Below are 20,111 nucleotides of genomic sequence, written 5' to 3' on the forward strand. Positions count from 1 at the left end.
TTTGGCATGAATATGGTACGATGAGTGGATACAAGCCTTCAGAAAGTAAAGGAGTGAGTAGCTTTGAAACCGATTGATCGCATTTTATATAAGGCACAGTCAGGCGGACGAATTGATGTAGAGGAATGTATTACGCTGTTCGAATCCGATCAAATAGAGAAGATTGGCGACACCGCCAATCAGATTATGAAGAAATGGCATCCCGATCCAATAACGACATTCGTCATTGGGCGGAATATTAACTATACGAATATTTGTGACGTTTATTGCAGATTTTGTGCGTTTTACCGTCCACCGGGTTCATCAGAAGGTTACGTATTGCCCGATGAAACCATTTTCCAGAAGATCCAAGAGACTCTGGATGTAGATGGGACCGAAATCCTCATGCAGGGCGGCACGAATCCGAATCTTCCATTCAGCTATTACACGAATATCCTTCGAGAAATTAAGAAACGTTTTGATATTACGATGCATTCTTTCTCACCAGCTGAAATTATGAAAATGAAAGATGTTTCGGATGGTTTATCTCTAGAGGAAGTCGTTCGTCAATTGCACGAAGCGGGACTCGATTCCTTGCCAGGTGGCGGTGCAGAAATTCTGGATGATCGCACTAGACGCAAAATTAGTAAGCTAAAAGGTTCATGGCGCGATTGGATGGACGTTATGCAAACCGCTCACAAAATTGGTATGCATACAACAGGTACCATGGTTATTGGTTTTGGTGAATCCATGGAAGAGCGAGCACTCCATATGCTGCGTATCCGTGATGCACAAGATGATGTTCTGTATCAGAAGCTCAATACACCAGGCTTCCTAGCTTTTATTCCGTGGACATTCCAACCGGATAATACGAATATGAAGGCAGAGAAAGTCACGCCTGAGGAGTATTTGAAGACGCTGGCGATTAGCCGGATTATGCTTGATAACATTCCTAACTTCCAATCGTCGTGGGTGACGATGGGACCTGAAGTGGGCAAGCAAACACTTAGCTATGGTTGTAATGACTTTGGAAGTACAATGATTGAGGAGAACGTGGTCTCCGCGGCGGGTACAACGCACAAGGTCAACGTTAACTCTACGCTGCGAATCATCCGCGAAGCAGGGAAAATTCCTGCTCAACGGAATACGAAATACCAAACATTGCGTGTATTTGATGACGAGTCGCTCGTTATTGATAAAGATTTCGTGATGCAAAACTAACTAATGTGATTTGGGGAGCAGCTGCGGCTGCTCTCTTTTTGTTTTAAATGCACATTGAATTTACTTAGACAAGTTATGAAAGAATTAATGTTATTTTCATCTTTCTTTTTGAAAAAGGAGTATAATTGGAGTAGTCGCAATTTAGACAAAAATGATAGGAGTGATTCTTGTGAAATTATTCAAAAATTTTCTTCAAGGATTTTTTTATGCTTTTGTCTCAATTGGTGCACTTCCATTCTTGCTTGTAAAAAGTATTTTTGAATCATACTTAGGATAAGGGCAGAAGATCGATAAGGATGTCGTGATGCAGACCTAGCTAATAACTAAAACGCTTATCTAAGTTAAATCTACTTGAGGGATTTAATTAGATAAGCGTTTATTTGTCGTTATGTCCCACAACCCAAAAAGCCTCCAACTTGGAGGCTTTTTCTTTACAATAGAAGCTTTAGTTTGCTTCCTTAAGCTGAGCGGTTTGAATGACCGTTTTGTTTTTACCTGTCATTTTGGCTGTATACAACGATTGATCAGCGCCTGAGAATAGGGTTTCTTTACTAGTACCCGGGCGATACTCATTGAGTCCGATTGAGATGGTCACAGATTGTCCGTTTAACTCCTCATACTTCGATTGAGATATTTGCCAGCGAATACGTTCCAATATTTCGAATACTTCCTCGGTAGCTTTCTCTGTGAAGATGATAGCAAACTCTTCGCCGCCATATCTAGCGACAAAATCGTTTAAGCCCACCCGGGTTTTCAGTGTGCTGCTAACATTCTTTAAGACAGCGTCACCGGCTCTATGGCCATAAGTATCATTGACTTTTTTGAAATTATCGATGTCCAGCACGGCGATATGGATGCAGAAGTTACCTGCACCGCTTTGCTGAATGAGCTCATCTAAATATTCATGGAATGTGATGTGGTTATATAGATCTGTTAAAGCATCCGTTTTGGACAGCTTGTCCATAATAATATTTTTGATCATCAACTCTTGTTTAAGTTCAGTAGTTGCTTTCAAATTGTTCAAAATTTCAACGCCGCGATTCATAATCCCTAACGCTATGATAGAGACTATACCTAGAATCGGAACGACGGATAGGAGATCGGATAACACATAGCCGGAAAATACACTCAACCTTGCAACATAAAGAACGCAAATAGATAGAAAGGATAATCCAACAGAATAAATAATTTTGGAACGTTGAAAGTAAAAGATAGAAACGAAAATAGGGAGAAAAAAGTAGAGTGGAGTTAATTTAACATCATGATTGAAATAAATAAGGGTAAACGATAAGAAGGCACCGCCGCTAATGATTTGGTAATCCAGCAGCTTTTTGAATAACTTGTTGGTGGTTTCGAGAGTTAACATGATGAGGATCATGATGAGTAGAGGGAGGATAAGGTGATTGGCTTGAGATGGATCTTCTTGCTTGGTTGTCAAAGAATAGAGAAATTCGAATGGTAATTGAATAGAAACAAGTAACCAGTAGGCATTAAGTAACTTCCGATTCCAGTCTTGTTTGTGCTGATCGAATGCGTCAATTTGCATAGATACCCACTCCAAAAGATATGCTACTTAAGCACTATTACAAGTATCATAACACGAATATCTGTGAGATTGGAATATATGCACGAAAGATTTGACAAAAAATTGATGAATGGAAATGGCAAATTGTTCGTTGTATATCTGATTCCTATCGACCATATACTCTTAGGAGGAGGACGTATTGATGAAAGGAGTTAGCCTATGGAACTGTTTGCCATTGTTATAATGAATGCTGATGAGGCCTATGTACGTTCGCTAAGCGCTCAGATAGAACGTGAGCTGCAGCTTTTACATATCGCTGAAAGTGGAGTAACCGCCCCATTTGATTTATATGAAACACATGCTTACATTCGAATTGAAGTGAGGATGAAGGAAAGAGAAATATCTTCATTTCAGAAGGAAGTAAGGGAAGGACTGGCTGGCGTGTTGGCTAATCATATCATCGTAGAGAAAGAGACGCTTATTTTACGTGATTTGATTGTTAAAGAATTTAAATATGAAGCCATAAACGATTTGGAAGCAATAGAAGGGTACTGCAAGCAATCCATGTGTGCGGAGACCGTAATTGAGGAATTGCCTATTTTGAATGGCAGCTCAGCAAGACTGCGCCGCAAACAAATGTTATCGGAGCAGCTCGTGCAATCTCTGGAGGAAACCCCTCGGCTAAGCTTGGATGGTTTTCTCAAATTTCGTTTACAGGATTATACCGAGGAGCTGCGAGAGATAGCTGAGTATGCCATTGATGAGTTTATGATGGATCGTCAGTATCAGGAATTTATTTCTCTATTGCAGTACTTTGTTTATATTCAGGAAGCCAAGATCCCCGTAGCTCATCTTATACATAAAGGCGGGCATGAGTTTGTTATCCTGAATGATCAGCTTGAACTCATAGACGCGAATGAATTCGATACAACCTTTAAGCTAGAAGTACTTGAAAAAGATATTAATTTCGAGGATATGATTGTTAGCACACTCATTACGGTATCTCCAGCAAATATCTACATCCATACGCGAGATCCCGAATTAACGATCATCAAGACGATTAGACAAATATTTGAGGATCGAACAACGGTTTGCTCCTATTGCCGAACTTGTGACATTTTCTTGGGTGAAGCCAAGAAACAGGATCAACTATCCCCTTGACCTTGAGCGATGAGGCAATTATAATAGTGATCGAAGGCGTTAAAATCAAAGACAAGAACTTTCTGCAAGAACTGCTCAGAGAGAGGAGACTAGGCTGCAATCTCCTTCAGCTATTCAGATCGTTTACCCCTTTGTAGCCGTATTGTGGAATTCGAACTGACTTGCAGGATCGTTAGTATACAATACCGGAATCATTCCCGTTACCGAATGCTGATGAGGATTCGCCATACCCCTGTGGTCATGCAGCGAATCGAACTAGGGTGGAACCACGAGCTGAGCGCACTCGTCCCTTTTGGGATGCAGTGTGCTTTTTTGCGTTCAAAAATGAACTAAAAGCGGAGACTTTGAGCTACACTCAAAGATCCCCAAAGCGGAGAGACTTTGAGCTACGCTCAAAGATCCCCAAAGCGGAGAGACTTTGAGCTACGCTCAAAGATCCCCAAAGCGGAGAGACTTTGAGCTACGCTCAAAGATCCCTATATTAGGAGGAACAGAAATGGTTGTACAAGTGAAATTACCAGATGGCGCGGTTAGAGAGTACGCAGTTGGAACGACCATTGAGCAAGTGGCGGAATCCATTTCATCCGGACTGAAGAAAAATGCGATTGGCGGCAAAGTTAACGGGAAATCCGTGGATCTGTCGTTCTCATTGGATAATGATGCAGACGTGGAAATTCTAACGCTCGATAGCGAAGCGGGATTAGAGATGTATCGTCACAGCACAGCGCATTTGATGGCTCAGGCGATTAAACGTATTTATGGTGAAAAAGCTGTTAAATTAGGGATTGGACCTGTTATTGAAGACGGATTTTACTATGATATCGATTTGGAAACACCGCTTAATCCTGAAGATTTGGTGAAAATCGAGAAGGAAATGGAGCGTATTTCCGGTGAGAACCTGGCGATTACTCGCCGCGTTGTTTCCCGTGAGGAAGCGATTCGCATTTTCACTGAAATGGAAGATCCATTTAAGCTGGAATTGATTCGTGATCTGCCGGAAGATTCGGTACTTACCATCTATGACCAAGGTGAATTCTTTGATTTATGCCGCGGACCGCATCTGCCATCAACTGGCCGAATCAAAGTGTTCAAGTTATTGAGCGTTGCTGGTGCTTACTGGCGCGGAGATGCGAAGAACAAAATGCTGCAGCGTATTTACGGCACTGCTTTCCCTAAGAAAGCGCAGCTGGATGAGCATTTGCATCTTTTGGAAGAAGCGAAGAAACGTGATCACCGTAAGCTGGGCAGAGAGCTTAAAATGTTTGCTTTTTCACGTGAGGTTGGGCAAGGATTACCGCTTTGGCTGCCAAACGGCGCTAAATTGAGACGTACAATGGAACGTTATATTGTTGACCTGGAAGAGCGTTTGGGTTACCAACACGTTTACACGCCAGTTCTCGCTAATGTTGAGCTGTACAAAACATCCGGCCACTGGGATCATTACAGCGAGGATATGTTCCCGAAAATGGTGATGGATAACGAGGAGCTTGTCCTACGTCCAATGAACTGTCCACATCACATGATGGTTTATAAAAGCGATATGCGCAGCTACCGCGATCTGCCGATCCGGATTGCTGAGCTTGGAACTATGCACCGTTATGAAATGTCAGGTGCTTTAACAGGTCTACACCGTGTTCGTGCCATGACACTGAATGACGCTCATATTTTCTGCCGTTTGGATCAAATTAAAGAAGAGTTCTCCCGCGTTGTGAACTTGATTCGTCAGGTTTATGCGGATTTCGGAATTACAGACTACCGTTTCCGTCTTTCCTATCGGGATCCTAAGGATACAGAAAAGTATTTCCAAGATGATCAAATGTGGGAAACTTCCCAACGCATGCTGCGTGAGGTTGTTGAAGAGCTAGGACTTGATTTCTACGAGGCTGAAGGTGAAGCTGCCTTCTATGGTCCTAAACTTGACGTTCAAATCAAAACAGCGCTCAAGAAAGAAGAAACTCTTTCAACAGCTCAAATTGATTTCTTGCTCCCAGAGCGTTTTCAGCTTGAATACACAGGTGAAGATGGTCAGAAACATCGCCCGGTCGTTATTCACAGAGGGATTATCAGTACTATGGAGCGTATGACGGCCTTCTTGCTTGAGAACTTCGCTGGTGCGCTGCCAACTTGGTTAATGCCTATCCAAGCCAAGGTCATTCCGGTATCTCCGGCATTCGAAGAATTCTCGAATCTCGTGACTGAGCGTCTAAGAGAAGCTGGTATTCGTGTTGAGGCAGATAATCGTAATGAGAAGCTGGGGTACAAGATTAGAGAAGCGCAGCTGGAGAAGATTCCTTATATGCTAGTCGTCGGTGAAAACGAAGTGAAGAGCGAAAGCTTATCGATTCGAAAACGTGGTCAAGGGGATCTAGGAACCCATCCGATTGAACAAGTAATTGGCATGATTAACGAGGAAATTAGTAAGAAACTTTAAGCACCAATCCTATAAATGAAGCAGAGAAGATAATCTTCTCTGCTTTTTTTGTTTTCAAATTCAGTTAATTGGGTATGTATAGGGGAGCGTGATTAGGACACCTTAAACAGTGAGTCTGCATCCGGATGTTTAAAGGTGGTAGGTATTGGACAACCTGCAATAGTAGGGGAGGTATTAAAAAATAGTAATGTCAACCAACTTTTTGACTCAGTCTAAATGGTTTAGTGCGTCGATCATCGTTGTTCTGATGGCACTTTTCGGACAAGAGACGACGGGCAAAAGCGACCAAAGCTACACGACGGCAAACTCCGTCACCCATATACAAGATCAGCAGCAAAAGGTTATTCCGGCCAAAACGGCATCCACTTCACTGCCGGTTGCGCAAGAAAACATGCAACAAATCAATTATCGTTATGTTCCGAAGTTAGACTCAGATTTGTCCAAGCTCAAGGCAGTCGAAGTGACAGCCACCGGTTATTTTGCAGGTAAGGAATCGACAGGGAAAAATCCGGATCATCCTGAGTATGGGATCACGTATTCTGGAATTAAAGTAAAGCGGGATGATAAAGCTTTATCAACGATCGCAGCAGACACGAACGTTTTTCCGCTTGGAACTGTCTTATTTATTCCCGGTTATGGCTATGGTGTTGTTGCAGATACAGGCAGCGCAATTAAAGGTAAGAAAATTGATCTGTATTTCGATACAAAGGATCAGGTTTACAAAGAATGGGGCAAGAAGACGGTTAAAGTATTTATCGTCAAAGAAGGGCATGGGAAAGTAACCGAACTCATCTGGAATCAACTAAAGGATGAGATCATCGCACCTACCAAAGCGCTATAAACGATAATGAGCTTTTCACCAAGCCGAACATTTCCATCATAAATTCTCCTGTTTGGGAAATCCTATGTTTACAGGAGGTGATTGAACATGGCTAAGAACAAGAATAACAAGAATAGAAATTTGAGCTCGAATGTAGCTCAAGACGTAGAATTTGCTGCGGAAACATCAGGAGCGAACAAACAGCAACAAACGAATACTCAAAACCAAAATAAATAATGAAATATCAATAAGCTTGAAGAACAGAGATCTGAAAAGGTCTCTGTTTTTTTATTTCTTTTCAACATCTTCTATATTCGATATAATGTAACAAAAACTAACATTTAGGTTCCTTTTGGGAGGAGTTCCAATTGCTTATGCGCGCAGAAATTAAACACAAAGCTGGGTTGTATGCTCTTATTCTCATTGGTATTTCGGTAAGTGTACTCGCGTTATTTATTTCCTCTCGATGGTTTACGGCTGCAAGTTTGGCTGTTTTTTTGTTTATAGGTTTTATTGCTTGGCTTAGTACCAGATCATCAAGGTCATCTATTAGCCATGATAATAAAGGCCAACAAGAGCAATTCCGAACGTTTATACAAGAATCTCAGGTTGTAGCGGACAGATTAGCAGCTGCTGTTGAGGAAGTCAATCGTTCGATCGGACATCTTCTGCACATTGCCGATGCTTCGATTCAAGGAGAAGAGGATCTGAAGATTCGAAGTAATCAAGCCGTTGGACAGCTGCAGGAAGCATTCGCTGCGATTCAGCAGGTAGCGGCTGCAGCAGACCAAATTCTAGATTCATCCTTACATATGCATCAACAGAGTGAGCAAACCAAAGATACGGTGGTTGATGTATGCCGGTCACTGAATGCCACGGATGAAGTCATGAATGATCTACATATTAATAACGATACCATGCAGAAGAAGATTCAGGATTTGACAGGGCATACGTCAAAGATTGAAGAAATCAATACATTTATTGCTGAAGTAGTTTCTCAAACCTCGCTGCTTGCGCTTAATGCATCCATTGAAGCCGCCAGAGCGGGTGAGCATGGACGAGGCTTCTCTGTGGTCGCACAGGAAATTAAGAAGCTGGCTACACAAAGTCATGAAGCGGTTACGAAATCTTCCGAACTATTGGCATCCATTGAGAGCGGTGTTTCCCAAGTTGTGACAGCGGTTGCTGAGGAGAAGGCATCTGTCGCTCATGGGATTGCTGAGATGAAAATAATAAAAGACAAGATCGATACGATCTTCGCGTTGATTCTAAATGTTAACAATCTTGTATCGAGTACAACAAGCTCTACCCAGATTCAGTCCTCGCTTGTCTCAGGTACAAGAACATCACTTGGCGAAGTTGTTGATTTGATGAATGAGACGATGTCTAGTGTGGAGATTACCTTGGATCAAATGAAAAAACAGCGTCATGAAGTATCGATGCTGCAGCATATCAACCAAAATCTAGATCGTTCCTCTAAGGAACTGATACAGGCGATACAAGCAGTAGGTATGCAAAATAAAGAAGGAACGATTCATGTAAATATCCAAGAAATGAAGCAAGTACTTAGCTCGCTTGTGCTAATACCTGACATAACTTCATTGCTTGATGGTAAGCATGCTTCCCATTTAGGCACTATTTTGCAGAAAACGGCCGGAATTGAAGCAATCTGGTCTAACCGCGCAGATGGAACCTTTATCTATTCGATGCCTGAGGCAGGTCTAGTTAATGCAAAGGGCAGAGAGTGGTGGAAGCGTGCAATGGGGGGAGAACTCTTCGTTTCTCCGGAATATGTGTCAGCTATTACCAAAAAACCATGTATCACAATGTCAAAAGCGATAATAGATGACACGGGAACCCCTGTTGGTGTTGTAGGAATCGATTTAATATTGAAATAAAGGTTCTCAAATCGTTTATTTTGGTGTAAAATAAGATTACTGTTATAAATCTTGACACGGGGAGATAGGTGAGTGATCATGCTGAATGCTTTGCGATTGGACGGAAAACCTCAAAGAACACCAAGGAAAGCTGCAGAGGTACTTCCTTTCTTGGAAGCTTACATTGTCCGCAAGGAACAGCAGGTCTTGGATATTGAGCAGGTAGTAGAGCGCTACGAAATCAAAAGAATGAAAGAAGAGCGCGCTTATCAGACGATGTCATCATTTCGCCGCATGTTTTCTGGTAAGAAACCTGACCATCATCTTGCTGTCGAGTATATCCACTATGTGAAGAAACCCATGGAGCAAGTTAGGAAGCTTCGAGCTGAAATTGCCCATGCGAGACAAATTATGAATGAATCCAAACCAGGCGATGTGATCTCAGTACCGGATGAGATTGAAGAGCTGCTTTCTTAATACAAATAAAAAACCTTCCATTTGGAAGGTTTTTTTGTTCTCATTGACCTTTTTTTAGTTGTTCTAAGTCCAGAAATCCATCTTCTTGACTGTAAGCAGGAACACCGTGGATACCGACGTCTAATCCGACTAATTCCTCATCTCTACTAACTCGCAGTGGAACGATAAGTTGAATTAGCTTCATACAACCCCAAGTAATAACGAATCCCCATATACAAACCGTAACAAGCCCTAATGCTTGAACACCTAGAAGGCTGAAGCCCCCGCCATAGAATAAACCGGCAGTGCCTTCCCGAATGGCATCAGGCTGCGCAAATAATCCTACAGCGAGTGTCCCGATGCTGCCGCTGATACCATGAACAGGAAAGGCGCCAACTGGATCATCAATTCGTCTAGCTTCTAGTATTTCTGTTGCATAAACCATGGCGATCCCGCATATGGCTCCGATCAGAATGGCCGCAGCATCACTAACGAAAGCGCAGCCTGCAGTAATCCCAACGAGCCCTGCAAGAGCGCCGTTGATAACCATAGGGGGATCGGCTTTGCGGTAACGCATCATGGTGAATAGAATGCACGTTGCGCTGCCCGCTGCAGCTGCCAGCATGGTGGTTACTGCAATGTGGCCGATGGAAGTATTGGTGGCACTTAGTGTGCTTCCTGAGTTAAACCCAAACCAACCGAACCAAAGGATAAATGCGCCTACTGAGGCTAGTGGCAGATTAGACGGTGGTACAATATTAGCCGTGCCGTCAGCGGAAAATTTGCCAATCCTTGGACCAATGATCATCGCTGCGGCAAGAGCGGAGAAGCCGCCAAGTGCGTGAATGACAGCTGAACCTGCAAAATCAACCATGCCTAATTTGCCGAGCCATCCATTAACGGCCCAAACCCAGTGGCCAGCAATGGGATAAATTAAACCTGTCATTGCAATGGTGTATAGAATGTAAGCACGGAAATTGATGCGTTCGGCAACAGCCCCAGATACAATCGATATCACAGCGATAACAAAGGCGCACTGGAATAGCCAATAAGTCTCATGTGAGATATTTAAAACGATATGTGTTAAATCTCCTCCCATGAAGAATCCGGTAGTTCCAAATAGTCCGGAAACATCTTTCCCGTACATAAGGGCGAAACCGAATAAGTAAAAAATAAGTGCTCCGAAAGAGATATCAACGAACACTTTCATAATGATACTTACTGCATTTTTTTGTCTGACGAAACCTGCCTCCAATAAAGCGAAGCCGCCTTCCATCAATAGAATCATGGCAGCTGTCAGAACCACCCATATGGTATCTAGGCCGCTAGAAAGCTGTTGGATTGCATCCATAATCTGATCTCTCCTTATGTTTGAGGAATTGTTTGCACCAATTATACGGTTCTGATGATAAGCATGTCAACGATATACGTAAGAATACATAACATCTCGTGGTTATTGTTCGTTTTTGTAATTCTGATGTCAGTTATTCATCGGATTCTGCGAAAACTCAGTCTCTAGACTGAGGAAGTCTTCAATCTCTCGTCTCTTTTCATTCAAGGCAGTATCTTATAAACTAGAGGTATCTTAACAACGTTGTACACAAATGGAGGAAGAAGTATGAATCCGCATATGTTTCAAAGAATAATTTGGGGGCTTGTCCTCGTAACGGCAGGAGTCCTTTATTTACTTAACCAATTAGGATTTATTGATATTGATCTTGCTTATATGTTTTCCACTTATTGGCCTGTCATTCTTATTTTCTACGGTCTCGTTGGTTTTGTTTGGCAGCGTAAGTATCATTGGGGAGGCTCAATTTGGAGTTTACTCGTTTGTTGTATGGGAACGATCTTTCTCCTGAAAAATTTAAAGCTGACCGATCGATCGCTTGGAGAGATGTTTCAGATTTTGGGACCTATTGCCTTAATTCTATTTGGATTGAATGTGATTTTTAAACCTAGCAAGAAAGAGTCACCGGATTGGCCTTCTATTAAAGAAGCGAAAGATCAAGTTAGACAGGCAAGACGTGAAGCTAGAAGATTGCAGCATGAAAAATATAGAAATCCATGGGATCAACCCAAGTGGAGTGATGGAGCACCATCGCCTACAAATGATAAGGAGCGCGATAGTAAATCTGCTTTTAATGAAGTAAAGCATGAGCTCAGTGACGAAGAGAAAGCCGTACTCAAGGATATTCACGGCGAGTTTCATGATAAACATATGTGGGATGTGCCAGACGCTCCGGGGGAACCAGACCCAGGTAGGCAAACTCAGCCACCGGGACAACCACAAACGCAAGCTTTTAACCAACATGGGCACAAGTACGATGATTTTGTACGTAATTTCAACTCTGGTGACGTACTTCATCGGCATGGTTTTATCGGAGATGTGCATCTGGGACAAGAAGCTTGGGAACTGAAGCCGATTCAGATCTCACATTTTATTGGTGATTCCGTCATTGATCTTACTCGCGCAGCCATTTCGTTGGGAGAAACAACGATTCATGTTTCAGCATTTATTGGTGATGTGAAAATATTCATTCCCAATGATATTGATGTTGAAGTTCGCGTAATGGCAAGTTCTTTTATCGGAGATATGAAAGTGCTTGATCGGCGTGAGAGTGGGTTTCTGCGCAGTGTGAGAACTCAAACATCGCACTATGAAGAGGCTGATCGGAAAATAATTGTAACCACGAGCATGTTTATTGGTGACATTACAATCAAAAAGATAGGTTAAGGATGGAGCATGTACAAATTGCGAATGTTCAATATGAAGTGGCAGCTGCTGAATTATTTTCTTATCTCGAGTTTACTCACGGTATCTAGCATCTATATTGTGCTTGAATATTATAAGGAGGAGCTCGTTTCATGGCAGTTTCGAATGTGGTTCGTCATAGCCATTCTCTTGGTCTGTCTAACGGTGGGTTATGTTGCGACCAAAAGATGGCAGCGCAAAGTTGATGAACTGCATGTCGCCATGCTCGAATTGTCCAAGGGGAATTTCTCCAGTCGGATAGAGATGGAACCTGTAGAACCATTCTTGTATTTGTATGATGCTTTTAATAACATGGCCTCTGCCGTTGAAGAGCGTATTCAGCTGTTGCAACAATTGGGTGAGGCCGAGGCGATTCGGGATCAGGAACTTACGGAAAATGCTGTACTTGAGGAAAGACGCCGACTGGCGAGGGATTTGCACGATACGGTTAGTCAAGAGCTGTTTGCCATTCATATGTCAGCCTCCTCTTTACCCAAAATTCTGGAGAGAAACCCGGATGCGGCGCCGGGCGTTATGAATCAGCTTATTCAAATGTCCCACCATGCCCAGAAGCAGCTGCGCGGACTCATTTCACAATTAAGACCCATCGAACTGGGAGATATGAGCTTACAAGAAGCCCTGGAGAAATGGTTTCCGGAATATTGCCGAAACCATGAGCTGCAGGGCCAGCTTGATGTATCTCTTCATGAAACGATATCTGAAGCGATTGAACATCAATTTTTCCTCATTATACAAGAAGGCCTTGCGAACGTAGTTAAGCATGCTTCTGCCAAACAAGTTCGCCTAGCTATATATGAAAGAGAGCACCAGTATGTGCTTCAGCTGCAGGATGACGGGCAAGGCTTTGAACGTAGAGACATCCCATCGGCTTCTCATGGTTTATCGACAATGAGAGAGCGAGCGCAAAAGCTTGGTGGTGAAGTGGAGATAGACAGCAAGTTAGGATCAGGAACACGAGTTAGAGTGCGCATTCCGCGGTTTACCGGACAGTCGAGCTTACTAATAAAGGATAGAGAGGGAGAAATTAATGAGCAGTAACATTAAAGTGATGATCGTAGATGATCACGACATGGTTCGGGTTGGGCTTCGAACCTACATCTCATTGGAACCCGGTTTAGAAGTAGTAGGGGAAGCAAGCAATGGCCAGGAAGCGTTCGATAAGTTAAATCAAGAGCTCACGGATCGTTTGCCGGATGTCATATTAATGGATCTGACCATGCCAGTTCTGGATGGTATAGGCGCAACCAAGTTGATTTGCAGTAAATTTCCTCAGGTTAAGGTTATTATGCTGACCAGCTTCTTGGAGGAAGCAAAGGTTCTCGAAGCTGTCGAATCGGGTGCCATCAGTTATATGCTGAAGACGGTTTCATCCGACCAATTGATTCATGCGATTCTGAGTGCTTACCGCGGTATGCCGGTGATGAACTCAGAAGTGTCCCTGGCGCTTACAAGAGGGATTAGGCAGCGTAATAGTATACCAGAGGAAGAAGGGTTGACTTCGCGAGAGAGAGAAGTATTGCTTTTGATTGCAGAGGGAAAGAGTAATAAAGACATTTCGGAAGAGCTTTTTATTAGTATCAAAACGGTCAAAACACACGTCAGCAATCTTCTAATGAAGTGTGAATTAGAGGATCGGACTCAGCTTGCTATCTTCGCTCACCGCAAAGGTTTGGTTTGATGATAAGGAACGTAACACACATAAAAACTAGATTTTGGCACACTCTATGCGTAAGTAAAATAATATGAGCGCTTAAGGAGTGTCTGAATGAAAACATTATCATCATCATTGGAGCAGGTTCAAGAATCTTTCGACAGTGTTCGTGAGCACCTGCATGAATTCGATTTTGCTCTGGGCGGCAATTGGGATTACGATCATGGCTATTTCGACCACTACTTAGATGAAGACCATCTGGTTTGGCTGCGAATTCCTTTTCAAGTTCTGACAGGAAGGATTGATGGCGACGCCGAATCAACGGATGCGATCGTCGAAGTGGGAACTCCTTTCGTGCTGAAGCATGTTTATAATGAAGGACTTGACCAGGAGGCGGAAGCGGAAACCTATGGCGCATTGATCGATCAATTCCAAACTCCGCTCGATCCCGATGCCAAAATCGAAGATAAATGGGTGAAAGAAGCAGCGGGTCTGCTCCATAAAGTGGAACAAGCTTGGAAACAATGAGTTAGCACCTTTTTTTACCTCCATTTTATTGTTTTTTAATATTCGTTTAAGGTTGTAGGTGCATGATAGAACTACAGAGAACAAGACATAACCCTTCAAGAAGCATGCACTTATAACTTTATTAATCAAATGGAGGTAAGAACTATGGAAGACAACAAGAAAGATTATAGCGACTTCTTTAAGCCGCAGAACGACAATAGCAGTAACAACGATGGCGTTAATCGAAATGATTCTAGTCATCAAGACCCGCAAGATCCACAAGATCCTAATAAAGCAAGACCTTCCTACTATTATTCGTATGGCCCTTACAAGTCAGCTTTTAACGAAGAAAACGAAGGGCATTCGCTTACAACTTCAGCGTCGGGAACTGAAGGAACCTCCAGTGTTGAAGTTACTCCACCTAAGAACTTGCGTCCTTTCAGTTTTGGATCGGAAGCAGGCGCTCCACAAGGTTCGGGTCCTTGGGATCCAAACGCAAGAAAGCGTTCATCTGTGAAAAGCATTTTCGCGGCTTTCATGGCAGGCGCCTTGGTCGTAGGTGCACTTATGTTCAGCGCTGATAAATTGAATTTGTTTACTGGCAATCAGCCTCTAGCTTCCGGCAGCTCTACAGCAGCTGCAACGAAGAGTGGGAGCAGTAATGGTGGCGAAGTGAAAAATGTTGGGCTGGATGTTGTTCGCCCGGGGAACATTTCGGCTATTGCACAGAACGCTGGGCCTGCAATTGTTAAGGTTGAATCTCTAGTGAAACCGAAGCAAACAAGCCGTGGCGGTAATTCGCTCTTTGATGATCCGTTCTTCCGTCAATTCTTTGGGGATAATGGCGGCGGTAATACAACGCCTAACAATAATCAGAATAACTCCGGCAGTGGCGAACTGCAGCCAGCAGGTATGGGAACAGGGTTTATTTTCGAAAAAACCGGATATATTTTAACCAATGAGCACGTTGTGGACGGCGCTGATGAAATTCAAATCACAGTAGAAGGTTATGATAAGCCATTTAAAGCTAAATTGTTAGGTAACAGCTACGATTTGGATTTGGCTGTACTTAAAATCGAAGGCGAGAAAGAGTTTCCAATTCTCCCGCTTGGTAAAGCTGAAGATGTGAATGTTGGGGATTGGGTTGTTGCTATCGGTAATCCATACGGCTTCGACCATACGGTTACGGTAGGTGTGCTTAGTGCGAAGGAACGTCCTATCAGCATTCCGGATGCCAAAGGAACACGCGAATATAAGCACTTACTGCAAACGGACGCATCTATTAATCCTGGTAACTCCGGCGGACCTTTACTGAACTTGAATGGTGAAGTTATTGGTATTAATACTGCCGTTAGTTCTCAAGCGCAAGGAATTGGTTTCGCCATTCCTACTAGCACCATTTCTTCCGTTCTTGAAAATCTTAAAAACAATGTTCAAATTCCTAAAGAACCAGTTCCTTACTTAGGTGTAGGTCTACAAGATATTGGTAAAGACTGGGTAAGTGAATTGAAGCTTTCGAACACAGATGGGGCATTGGTTGGCAGCGTTCAACGTAAAAGCCCTGCTTTCCAAGCTGGTCTGCGTCAATACGATGTCATTGTAGATATTAACGGAGCCAAGGTGAAAAATTCGCAGGAATTGATTACCAAAGTTCAGGCATTGAAAGTTGGCGACAAGGTCACGTTGGGACTTATTCGAGATGGCAAGCGAATGGAAGTACCTATTACTATTGGGGATAAAAACGCTCTAGCCGAGACACCTGCCCAATAATAAAAGAAAAATTAGAGAGATAATAAAGGTTAGTACGGAATAAAAGGAAGTGGAGTCCCGCGGCCGCAAGCTTGCAGGCTCTGCTTCTTTTTGCTTAAGGCGGAATTTGTTACAATGGTTGAAAGAAGGGTGGCCCAGTCGATGAGAGAGAACATAATGGTTATTGATGATGATGAGAAAATTACGTCTATGTTGAGACGAGGTTTGGCTTTTGAAGGATATTCGGTCGTCACAGCGACCAACGGTGCGGATGGCCTTAAGCAAATGTTAACATCAGAACCACATCTGCTGATCTTGGACGTCATGATGCCGCATATTGATGGCTGGGAGGTCGTTCGTCGAGTGCGTGAAAGCGGCAGCGAGGTACCGATTCTTATGCTTACAGCAAAAGATGAAATTAGCGATCGCGTGAAAGGCTTGGATCTCGGTGCAGACGATTATTTGGTCAAGCCGTTTGCGCTTGAAGAGCTGCTGGCTAGAGTGCGTGTACTTCTTAGGAGGAGAACGGAGCGTCCTGAGCAGCAGACGAATAGATTGAATTATGAGGATACAATCTTGGATTTGGATACACGCGAGGTTTTTCGCGGTGAGAAACTGATTGAGTTAACAACCAAGGAGTTTGATTTACTTCACTTGTTCATGCAGAATCCGAAGCGTGTCCTTTCACGGGATATTATTATGGAAAAAATATGGGGCTACGATTATAGCGGTGAATCCAATGTTCTGGAGGTTTATATCGCGCTGCTGCGTCAAAAGACTGAAGAATTTGGCCATAAACGATTGATTCAAACGGTTCGGGGGGCAGGTTACGTATTGAGAGGGGAATCTTAATATGTCTCTTCGCTTGCGGCTAACGCTTTGGTATTCAGGGATATTGGCACTAACCATGCTGCTCTTTGGCATTGTTCTTTATTTTTTCTTGAATTATTTCCTATACGATCAAATTCGCCAAGATGTGAAACGGGAGGCAGGCAATAGCTCCTTGCGTATTCAGAAGAGCATTGCTCTTTCACAGAAGGGACTCGTCGTTGATTTGGAACTGGAAAGCAGGGACTTCTACTCTACGAATACGTTTCTGCAATTATATAATGTTACACTCAAAAGCTTTAATCGCTCGGCTAACTTACAATACTATGATGTTACTTTGCCTTTAGCGAAGAATACGATTGATAAATTAAAGCAAGAGGATGGTTTTTTCGAAAAGACCAAGGTACTTGGGCAAGACTTCCTCATTTATAATCAAGCGATCAGGTCCGATGACCAGAACCAACTCATCGGGATTCTTCAAGCGGCTGTACCGATTGGCAGTTATGAAAAAACGTCCGTTACCCTTCGGTATACCCTGATGATTTGGGCATTGCTAACGATTATTGTGGCAGCTTCACTTGGTTGGTTCTTGGCGCGCAAAGCGCTCAAGCCGATCGAACGCGTCATTGACGCCGCGAATCAAATAGGAAGCAGCGATGATCTGGAAAAACGTATCCACTATGACGGTCCACTAGATGAGATTGGGCGCTTGACGGAGACGATCAACGGGATGCTCTCTCGTATTCAGATTACCTATCTGGAATTGGATGAAGCGTACCGCGCCCAGCGCAGGTTCGTATCGGACGCATCTCATGAGCTGAGAACACCGCTTACAACGATTCGAGGAAATGTCGACTTGTTGGAAAAGATGTGGAAGCAGACTTCGGGGAGTACAGAACTTGCTACACCTGATCAAATGCAGATGTCACTTGAGGCTATGCATGATATTGCAGGAGAAGCACAGCGAATGAGCAGACTAGTCAATGATCTTCTTGCTCTAGCGAGAGCAGATGCCGGCGTTCTTATGGAAAAGAAGCCAGTTGAGATCATGCCGCTCGTTCAAGAAGTGGTAAGGCGTGCTCAATTGCTCGAGCATACCGCTGATTGGCAAGTGGGTGATTTAGATGCATTAGAACTTGCGGTCGTGCAAGGGAATCGGGATTATTTGCAGCAATTGTTGTTTATTTTCATCGAAAATGCGTTCAAGTATACACCTGTTGGAACCGTAAAGTTCGAGGCGTCGCGAACGGATAGCTTTATTGGTATTCGGATTACCGATACGGGAATTGGTATGGATAAAGAGGATATTCCTCATATTTTCGACAGATTTTATCGTGCAGATTTATCAAGGGGACTGACGTCTGGAACTGGACTTGGTTTATCGATCGCCAAATGGATTATTGATGAACACGGTGGGTCTATTGAAGTGACAACGCGCAAAGACGAGGGAAGTACCTTTATGATTTGGCTTCCAGCAAACTTTCCTCTCTCTGTATAATCAGCTATAATGAAAGAAAATAATGTTTCTTAGGCAGGTGGAAGAAATGGAAGTTGTCCGAATATCACCCAGAGGCTATTGTTATGGCGTTGTAGATGCTATGGCACTTGCTATGCAAACTGCTAAAAACTTAAATCTTCCTAGACCTATTTATATATTAGGCATGATTGTTCATAATGCGCATGTTACTGATTTCTTCAAAGAAGAAGGTGTCATCACATTAGATGGTGAGAACCGGCTTGAAATATTAGAACAAATCGAAACAGGGACGGTCATTTTCACTGCTCACGGGGTTTCTCCTGAAGTAAGACGCAGAGCCCGAGACAAGGGCTTAACCGTTGTAGATGCAACCTGTCCAGATGTGACGAAGACACACGATTTAATTCGAGAAAAAGTAGCCGACGGCTATGAAGTTATCTATATCGGGAAGAAAGCTCATCCTGAGCCGGAAGGCGCAGTAGGTGTAGCTCCGGACAAAGTTCACCTCATCGAGAAGCTTGAAGAAGCAGATCAACTAGACATTAAACCCGATCGTATTATTATTACGAACCAAACAACAATGAGCCAATGGGACATTAAGCATATTATGAATCGTTTACTTGAACTATTCCCAAAAGCTGAGATTCATAATGAGATCTGTCTAGCCACGCAGGTTAGACAAGAAGCGGTTGCTGAACAAGCGAAGGAAGTCGATCTAGTTATCGTAGTTGGAGATCCGAAAAGTAATAATTCGAACCGCTTAGCGCAAGTTTCAGAGGAAATTGCAGGAGTTAGAGCGTATAGAATATCTGATATCACGGAGCTTAATCGCACGTGGTTAACCAATGTACGCAAGGTCGGTGTTACATCTGGCGCTTCAACTCCTACACCTATAACCAAAGAGGTAATTTCCTACTTGGAAGGCTATGATGCGAAAGATGAAACCAGTTGGGGAATTACACGTACTATTAATATGAAGAAGCTCATTCCGGCTGTTAAATCCAAAGCAGCTAGTAGTGAGTGATCCTTATTTATTCCACAGGGCGGGATTGAGATCAGCATGCAAAGCACTCAGAAGGTGAAAATGATGAAAGTGAAAGCTCGCTACGATTGGAAAAGCACGAAGCGCTGGTTTAGATATAAATATTTACTTCTCTTACGTGCCAAAGGCGGTCCTTCCAAAGTAGCACGCGGCTTTTCAATTGGATTGTTTGTAGAGATGTTTACTTTACCTACAGCCGGTTTTGCATTCGTTCTTATCTTTCCGTTGGTTTATTTATTAAGAGCTAATTTACCTGGAGCGTTAATTGGTTTTGTGTTTGGAAAAGTGATTTATATTCCATTCTCGATACTCAATAAGCAAGTGGGGGATTGGTTGGTACCGAAGCACTTTAAGATTTATCTGATACATCATTTACCGCACATGCTTTCTAATATTATTAGAGGTGGTTTGGATTTGATTGTAGGCGGTATGGTGGTTGGGTTGATACTTGGGGTTATTGCCTACTTCCCAGTGGTGCTCTTACTTAAATTCCATACGAATCGTCGCAAAGAAAAACGTAAAATCCGTAAAGATCAACTTGCCCCTTCGAATACAAATGAATAGCAAATAAATTAACGCTTGACGAAAACTCGTCAGGCGTTGTATATTTACTT

Annotated in this window: 18 protein-coding genes; 16 read left to right on the forward strand and 2 right to left on the reverse strand. The window is 43.0% G+C overall.

Going from position 1 to position 20,111, the window contains the following annotated elements; genetic code table 11:
• Window positions 1-63 precede the first annotated feature (63 nt).
• Complete coding sequence (mqnC, locus tag QFZ77_RS10995; RefSeq protein ID WP_307439347.1) at window positions 64-1,200, forward strand: cyclic dehypoxanthinyl futalosine synthase; 1,137 nt, start codon at window positions 64-66, stop codon at window positions 1,198-1,200.
• A gap of 445 nt (window positions 1,201-1,645) precedes the next feature.
• Here the strand turns inward: mqnC and QFZ77_RS11000 are convergent, their stop codons facing one another.
• A complete protein-coding gene (locus QFZ77_RS11000; RefSeq protein ID WP_307439349.1) occupies window positions 1,646-2,746 on the reverse strand; it encodes a GGDEF domain-containing protein in 1,101 nt (366 codons plus the stop codon).
• 198 nt (window positions 2,747-2,944) lie between these two features.
• Here QFZ77_RS11000 and ytxC point away from each other — a divergent pair, with 198 nt between their 5' ends.
• The 6 genes from ytxC (at window position 2,945) to QFZ77_RS11030 (ending at window position 9,491) form a co-directional block, all read left to right on the forward strand.
• Window positions 2,945-3,886, forward strand: coding sequence for a putative sporulation protein YtxC (gene ytxC, locus QFZ77_RS11005; RefSeq protein ID WP_307439351.1), 942 nt, complete (start codon window positions 2,945-2,947; stop codon window positions 3,884-3,886).
• Between the two features lie 496 nt (window positions 3,887-4,382).
• A complete protein-coding gene (thrS, locus tag QFZ77_RS11010; protein ID WP_307439354.1) occupies window positions 4,383-6,317 on the forward strand; it encodes a threonine--tRNA ligase in 1,935 nt (644 codons plus the stop codon).
• Window positions 6,318-6,504: 187 nt separating this feature from the next.
• Window positions 6,505-7,158, forward strand: coding sequence for a 3D domain-containing protein (locus QFZ77_RS11015; RefSeq protein WP_307439356.1), 654 nt, complete (start codon window positions 6,505-6,507; stop codon window positions 7,156-7,158).
• A gap of 87 nt (window positions 7,159-7,245) precedes the next feature.
• Window positions 7,246-7,374: a hypothetical protein gene (locus QFZ77_RS11020; protein ID WP_307439357.1), complete on the forward strand. Its 129-nt coding sequence runs from the start codon at window positions 7,246-7,248 to the stop codon at window positions 7,372-7,374.
• Between the two features lie 137 nt (window positions 7,375-7,511).
• Window positions 7,512-9,035, forward strand: a complete 1,524-nt coding sequence (locus tag QFZ77_RS11025) for a methyl-accepting chemotaxis protein (protein ID WP_307449420.1) — start codon at window positions 7,512-7,514, stop codon at window positions 9,033-9,035.
• A 78-nt stretch (window positions 9,036-9,113) separates the two neighbouring features.
• A complete protein-coding gene (locus QFZ77_RS11030) occupies window positions 9,114-9,491 on the forward strand; it encodes a hypothetical protein (RefSeq protein ID WP_307439359.1) in 378 nt (125 codons plus the stop codon).
• A 40-nt stretch (window positions 9,492-9,531) separates the two neighbouring features.
• On the opposite strand, the gene QFZ77_RS11035 is transcribed toward QFZ77_RS11030, so the two are convergent.
• Window positions 9,532-10,821, reverse strand: a complete 1,290-nt coding sequence (locus tag QFZ77_RS11035) for an ammonium transporter (protein WP_307439361.1) — start codon at window positions 10,819-10,821, stop codon at window positions 9,532-9,534.
• Window positions 10,822-11,088: 267 nt separating this feature from the next.
• Between QFZ77_RS11035 and liaF the strand changes: the two genes are divergently transcribed.
• From liaF to QFZ77_RS11080, 9 genes are all read left to right on the forward strand, one after another.
• Window positions 11,089-12,204, forward strand: a complete 1,116-nt coding sequence (gene liaF / locus QFZ77_RS11040; protein ID WP_307439363.1) for a cell wall-active antibiotics response protein LiaF — start codon at window positions 11,089-11,091, stop codon at window positions 12,202-12,204.
• Between the two features lie 9 nt (window positions 12,205-12,213).
• Window positions 12,214-13,281 carry a HAMP domain-containing sensor histidine kinase gene (locus tag QFZ77_RS11045; protein ID WP_307439366.1) on the forward strand — a complete coding sequence of 356 codons (1,068 nt, stop codon included), beginning with the start codon at window positions 12,214-12,216 and terminating at the stop codon, window positions 13,279-13,281.
• Window positions 13,271-13,921, forward strand: a complete 651-nt coding sequence (locus QFZ77_RS11050; RefSeq protein WP_307439367.1) for a response regulator transcription factor — start codon at window positions 13,271-13,273, stop codon at window positions 13,919-13,921. The genes QFZ77_RS11045 and QFZ77_RS11050 overlap by 11 nt, the downstream gene beginning before the upstream one ends.
• Before the next feature lie 87 nt (window positions 13,922-14,008).
• A complete protein-coding gene (locus QFZ77_RS11055; protein WP_307439369.1) occupies window positions 14,009-14,422 on the forward strand; it encodes a YugN family protein in 414 nt (137 codons plus the stop codon).
• 144 nt (window positions 14,423-14,566) lie between these two features.
• A complete protein-coding gene (locus QFZ77_RS11060) occupies window positions 14,567-16,171 on the forward strand; it encodes a S1C family serine protease (protein ID WP_307439372.1) in 1,605 nt (534 codons plus the stop codon).
• Window positions 16,172-16,312: 141 nt separating this feature from the next.
• The gene (locus QFZ77_RS11065) at window positions 16,313-17,002 is read left to right on the forward strand and encodes a response regulator transcription factor (protein ID WP_307439373.1); all 690 of its coding nucleotides are present in this window, start codon (window positions 16,313-16,315) and stop codon (window positions 17,000-17,002) included.
• A 1-nt stretch (window position 17,003) separates the two neighbouring features.
• A complete protein-coding gene (locus tag QFZ77_RS11070; RefSeq protein WP_307439374.1) occupies window positions 17,004-18,476 on the forward strand; it encodes a sensor histidine kinase in 1,473 nt (490 codons plus the stop codon).
• Between the two features lie 46 nt (window positions 18,477-18,522).
• Window positions 18,523-19,479, forward strand: a complete 957-nt coding sequence (locus tag QFZ77_RS11075) for a 4-hydroxy-3-methylbut-2-enyl diphosphate reductase (protein WP_307439376.1) — start codon at window positions 18,523-18,525, stop codon at window positions 19,477-19,479.
• Window positions 19,480-19,539: 60 nt separating this feature from the next.
• Window positions 19,540-20,061 carry a DUF2062 domain-containing protein gene (locus QFZ77_RS11080; RefSeq protein ID WP_307439377.1) on the forward strand — a complete coding sequence of 174 codons (522 nt, stop codon included), beginning with the start codon at window positions 19,540-19,542 and terminating at the stop codon, window positions 20,059-20,061.
• The last annotated feature ends 50 nt before the right edge of the window (window positions 20,062-20,111 follow it).

Origin of the sequence: Paenibacillus sp. V4I3, assembly GCF_030817215.1 — a bacterium.
In the GTDB taxonomy this organism is placed as follows: Bacteria; Bacillota; Bacilli; order Paenibacillales; family NBRC-103111; genus Paenibacillus_E.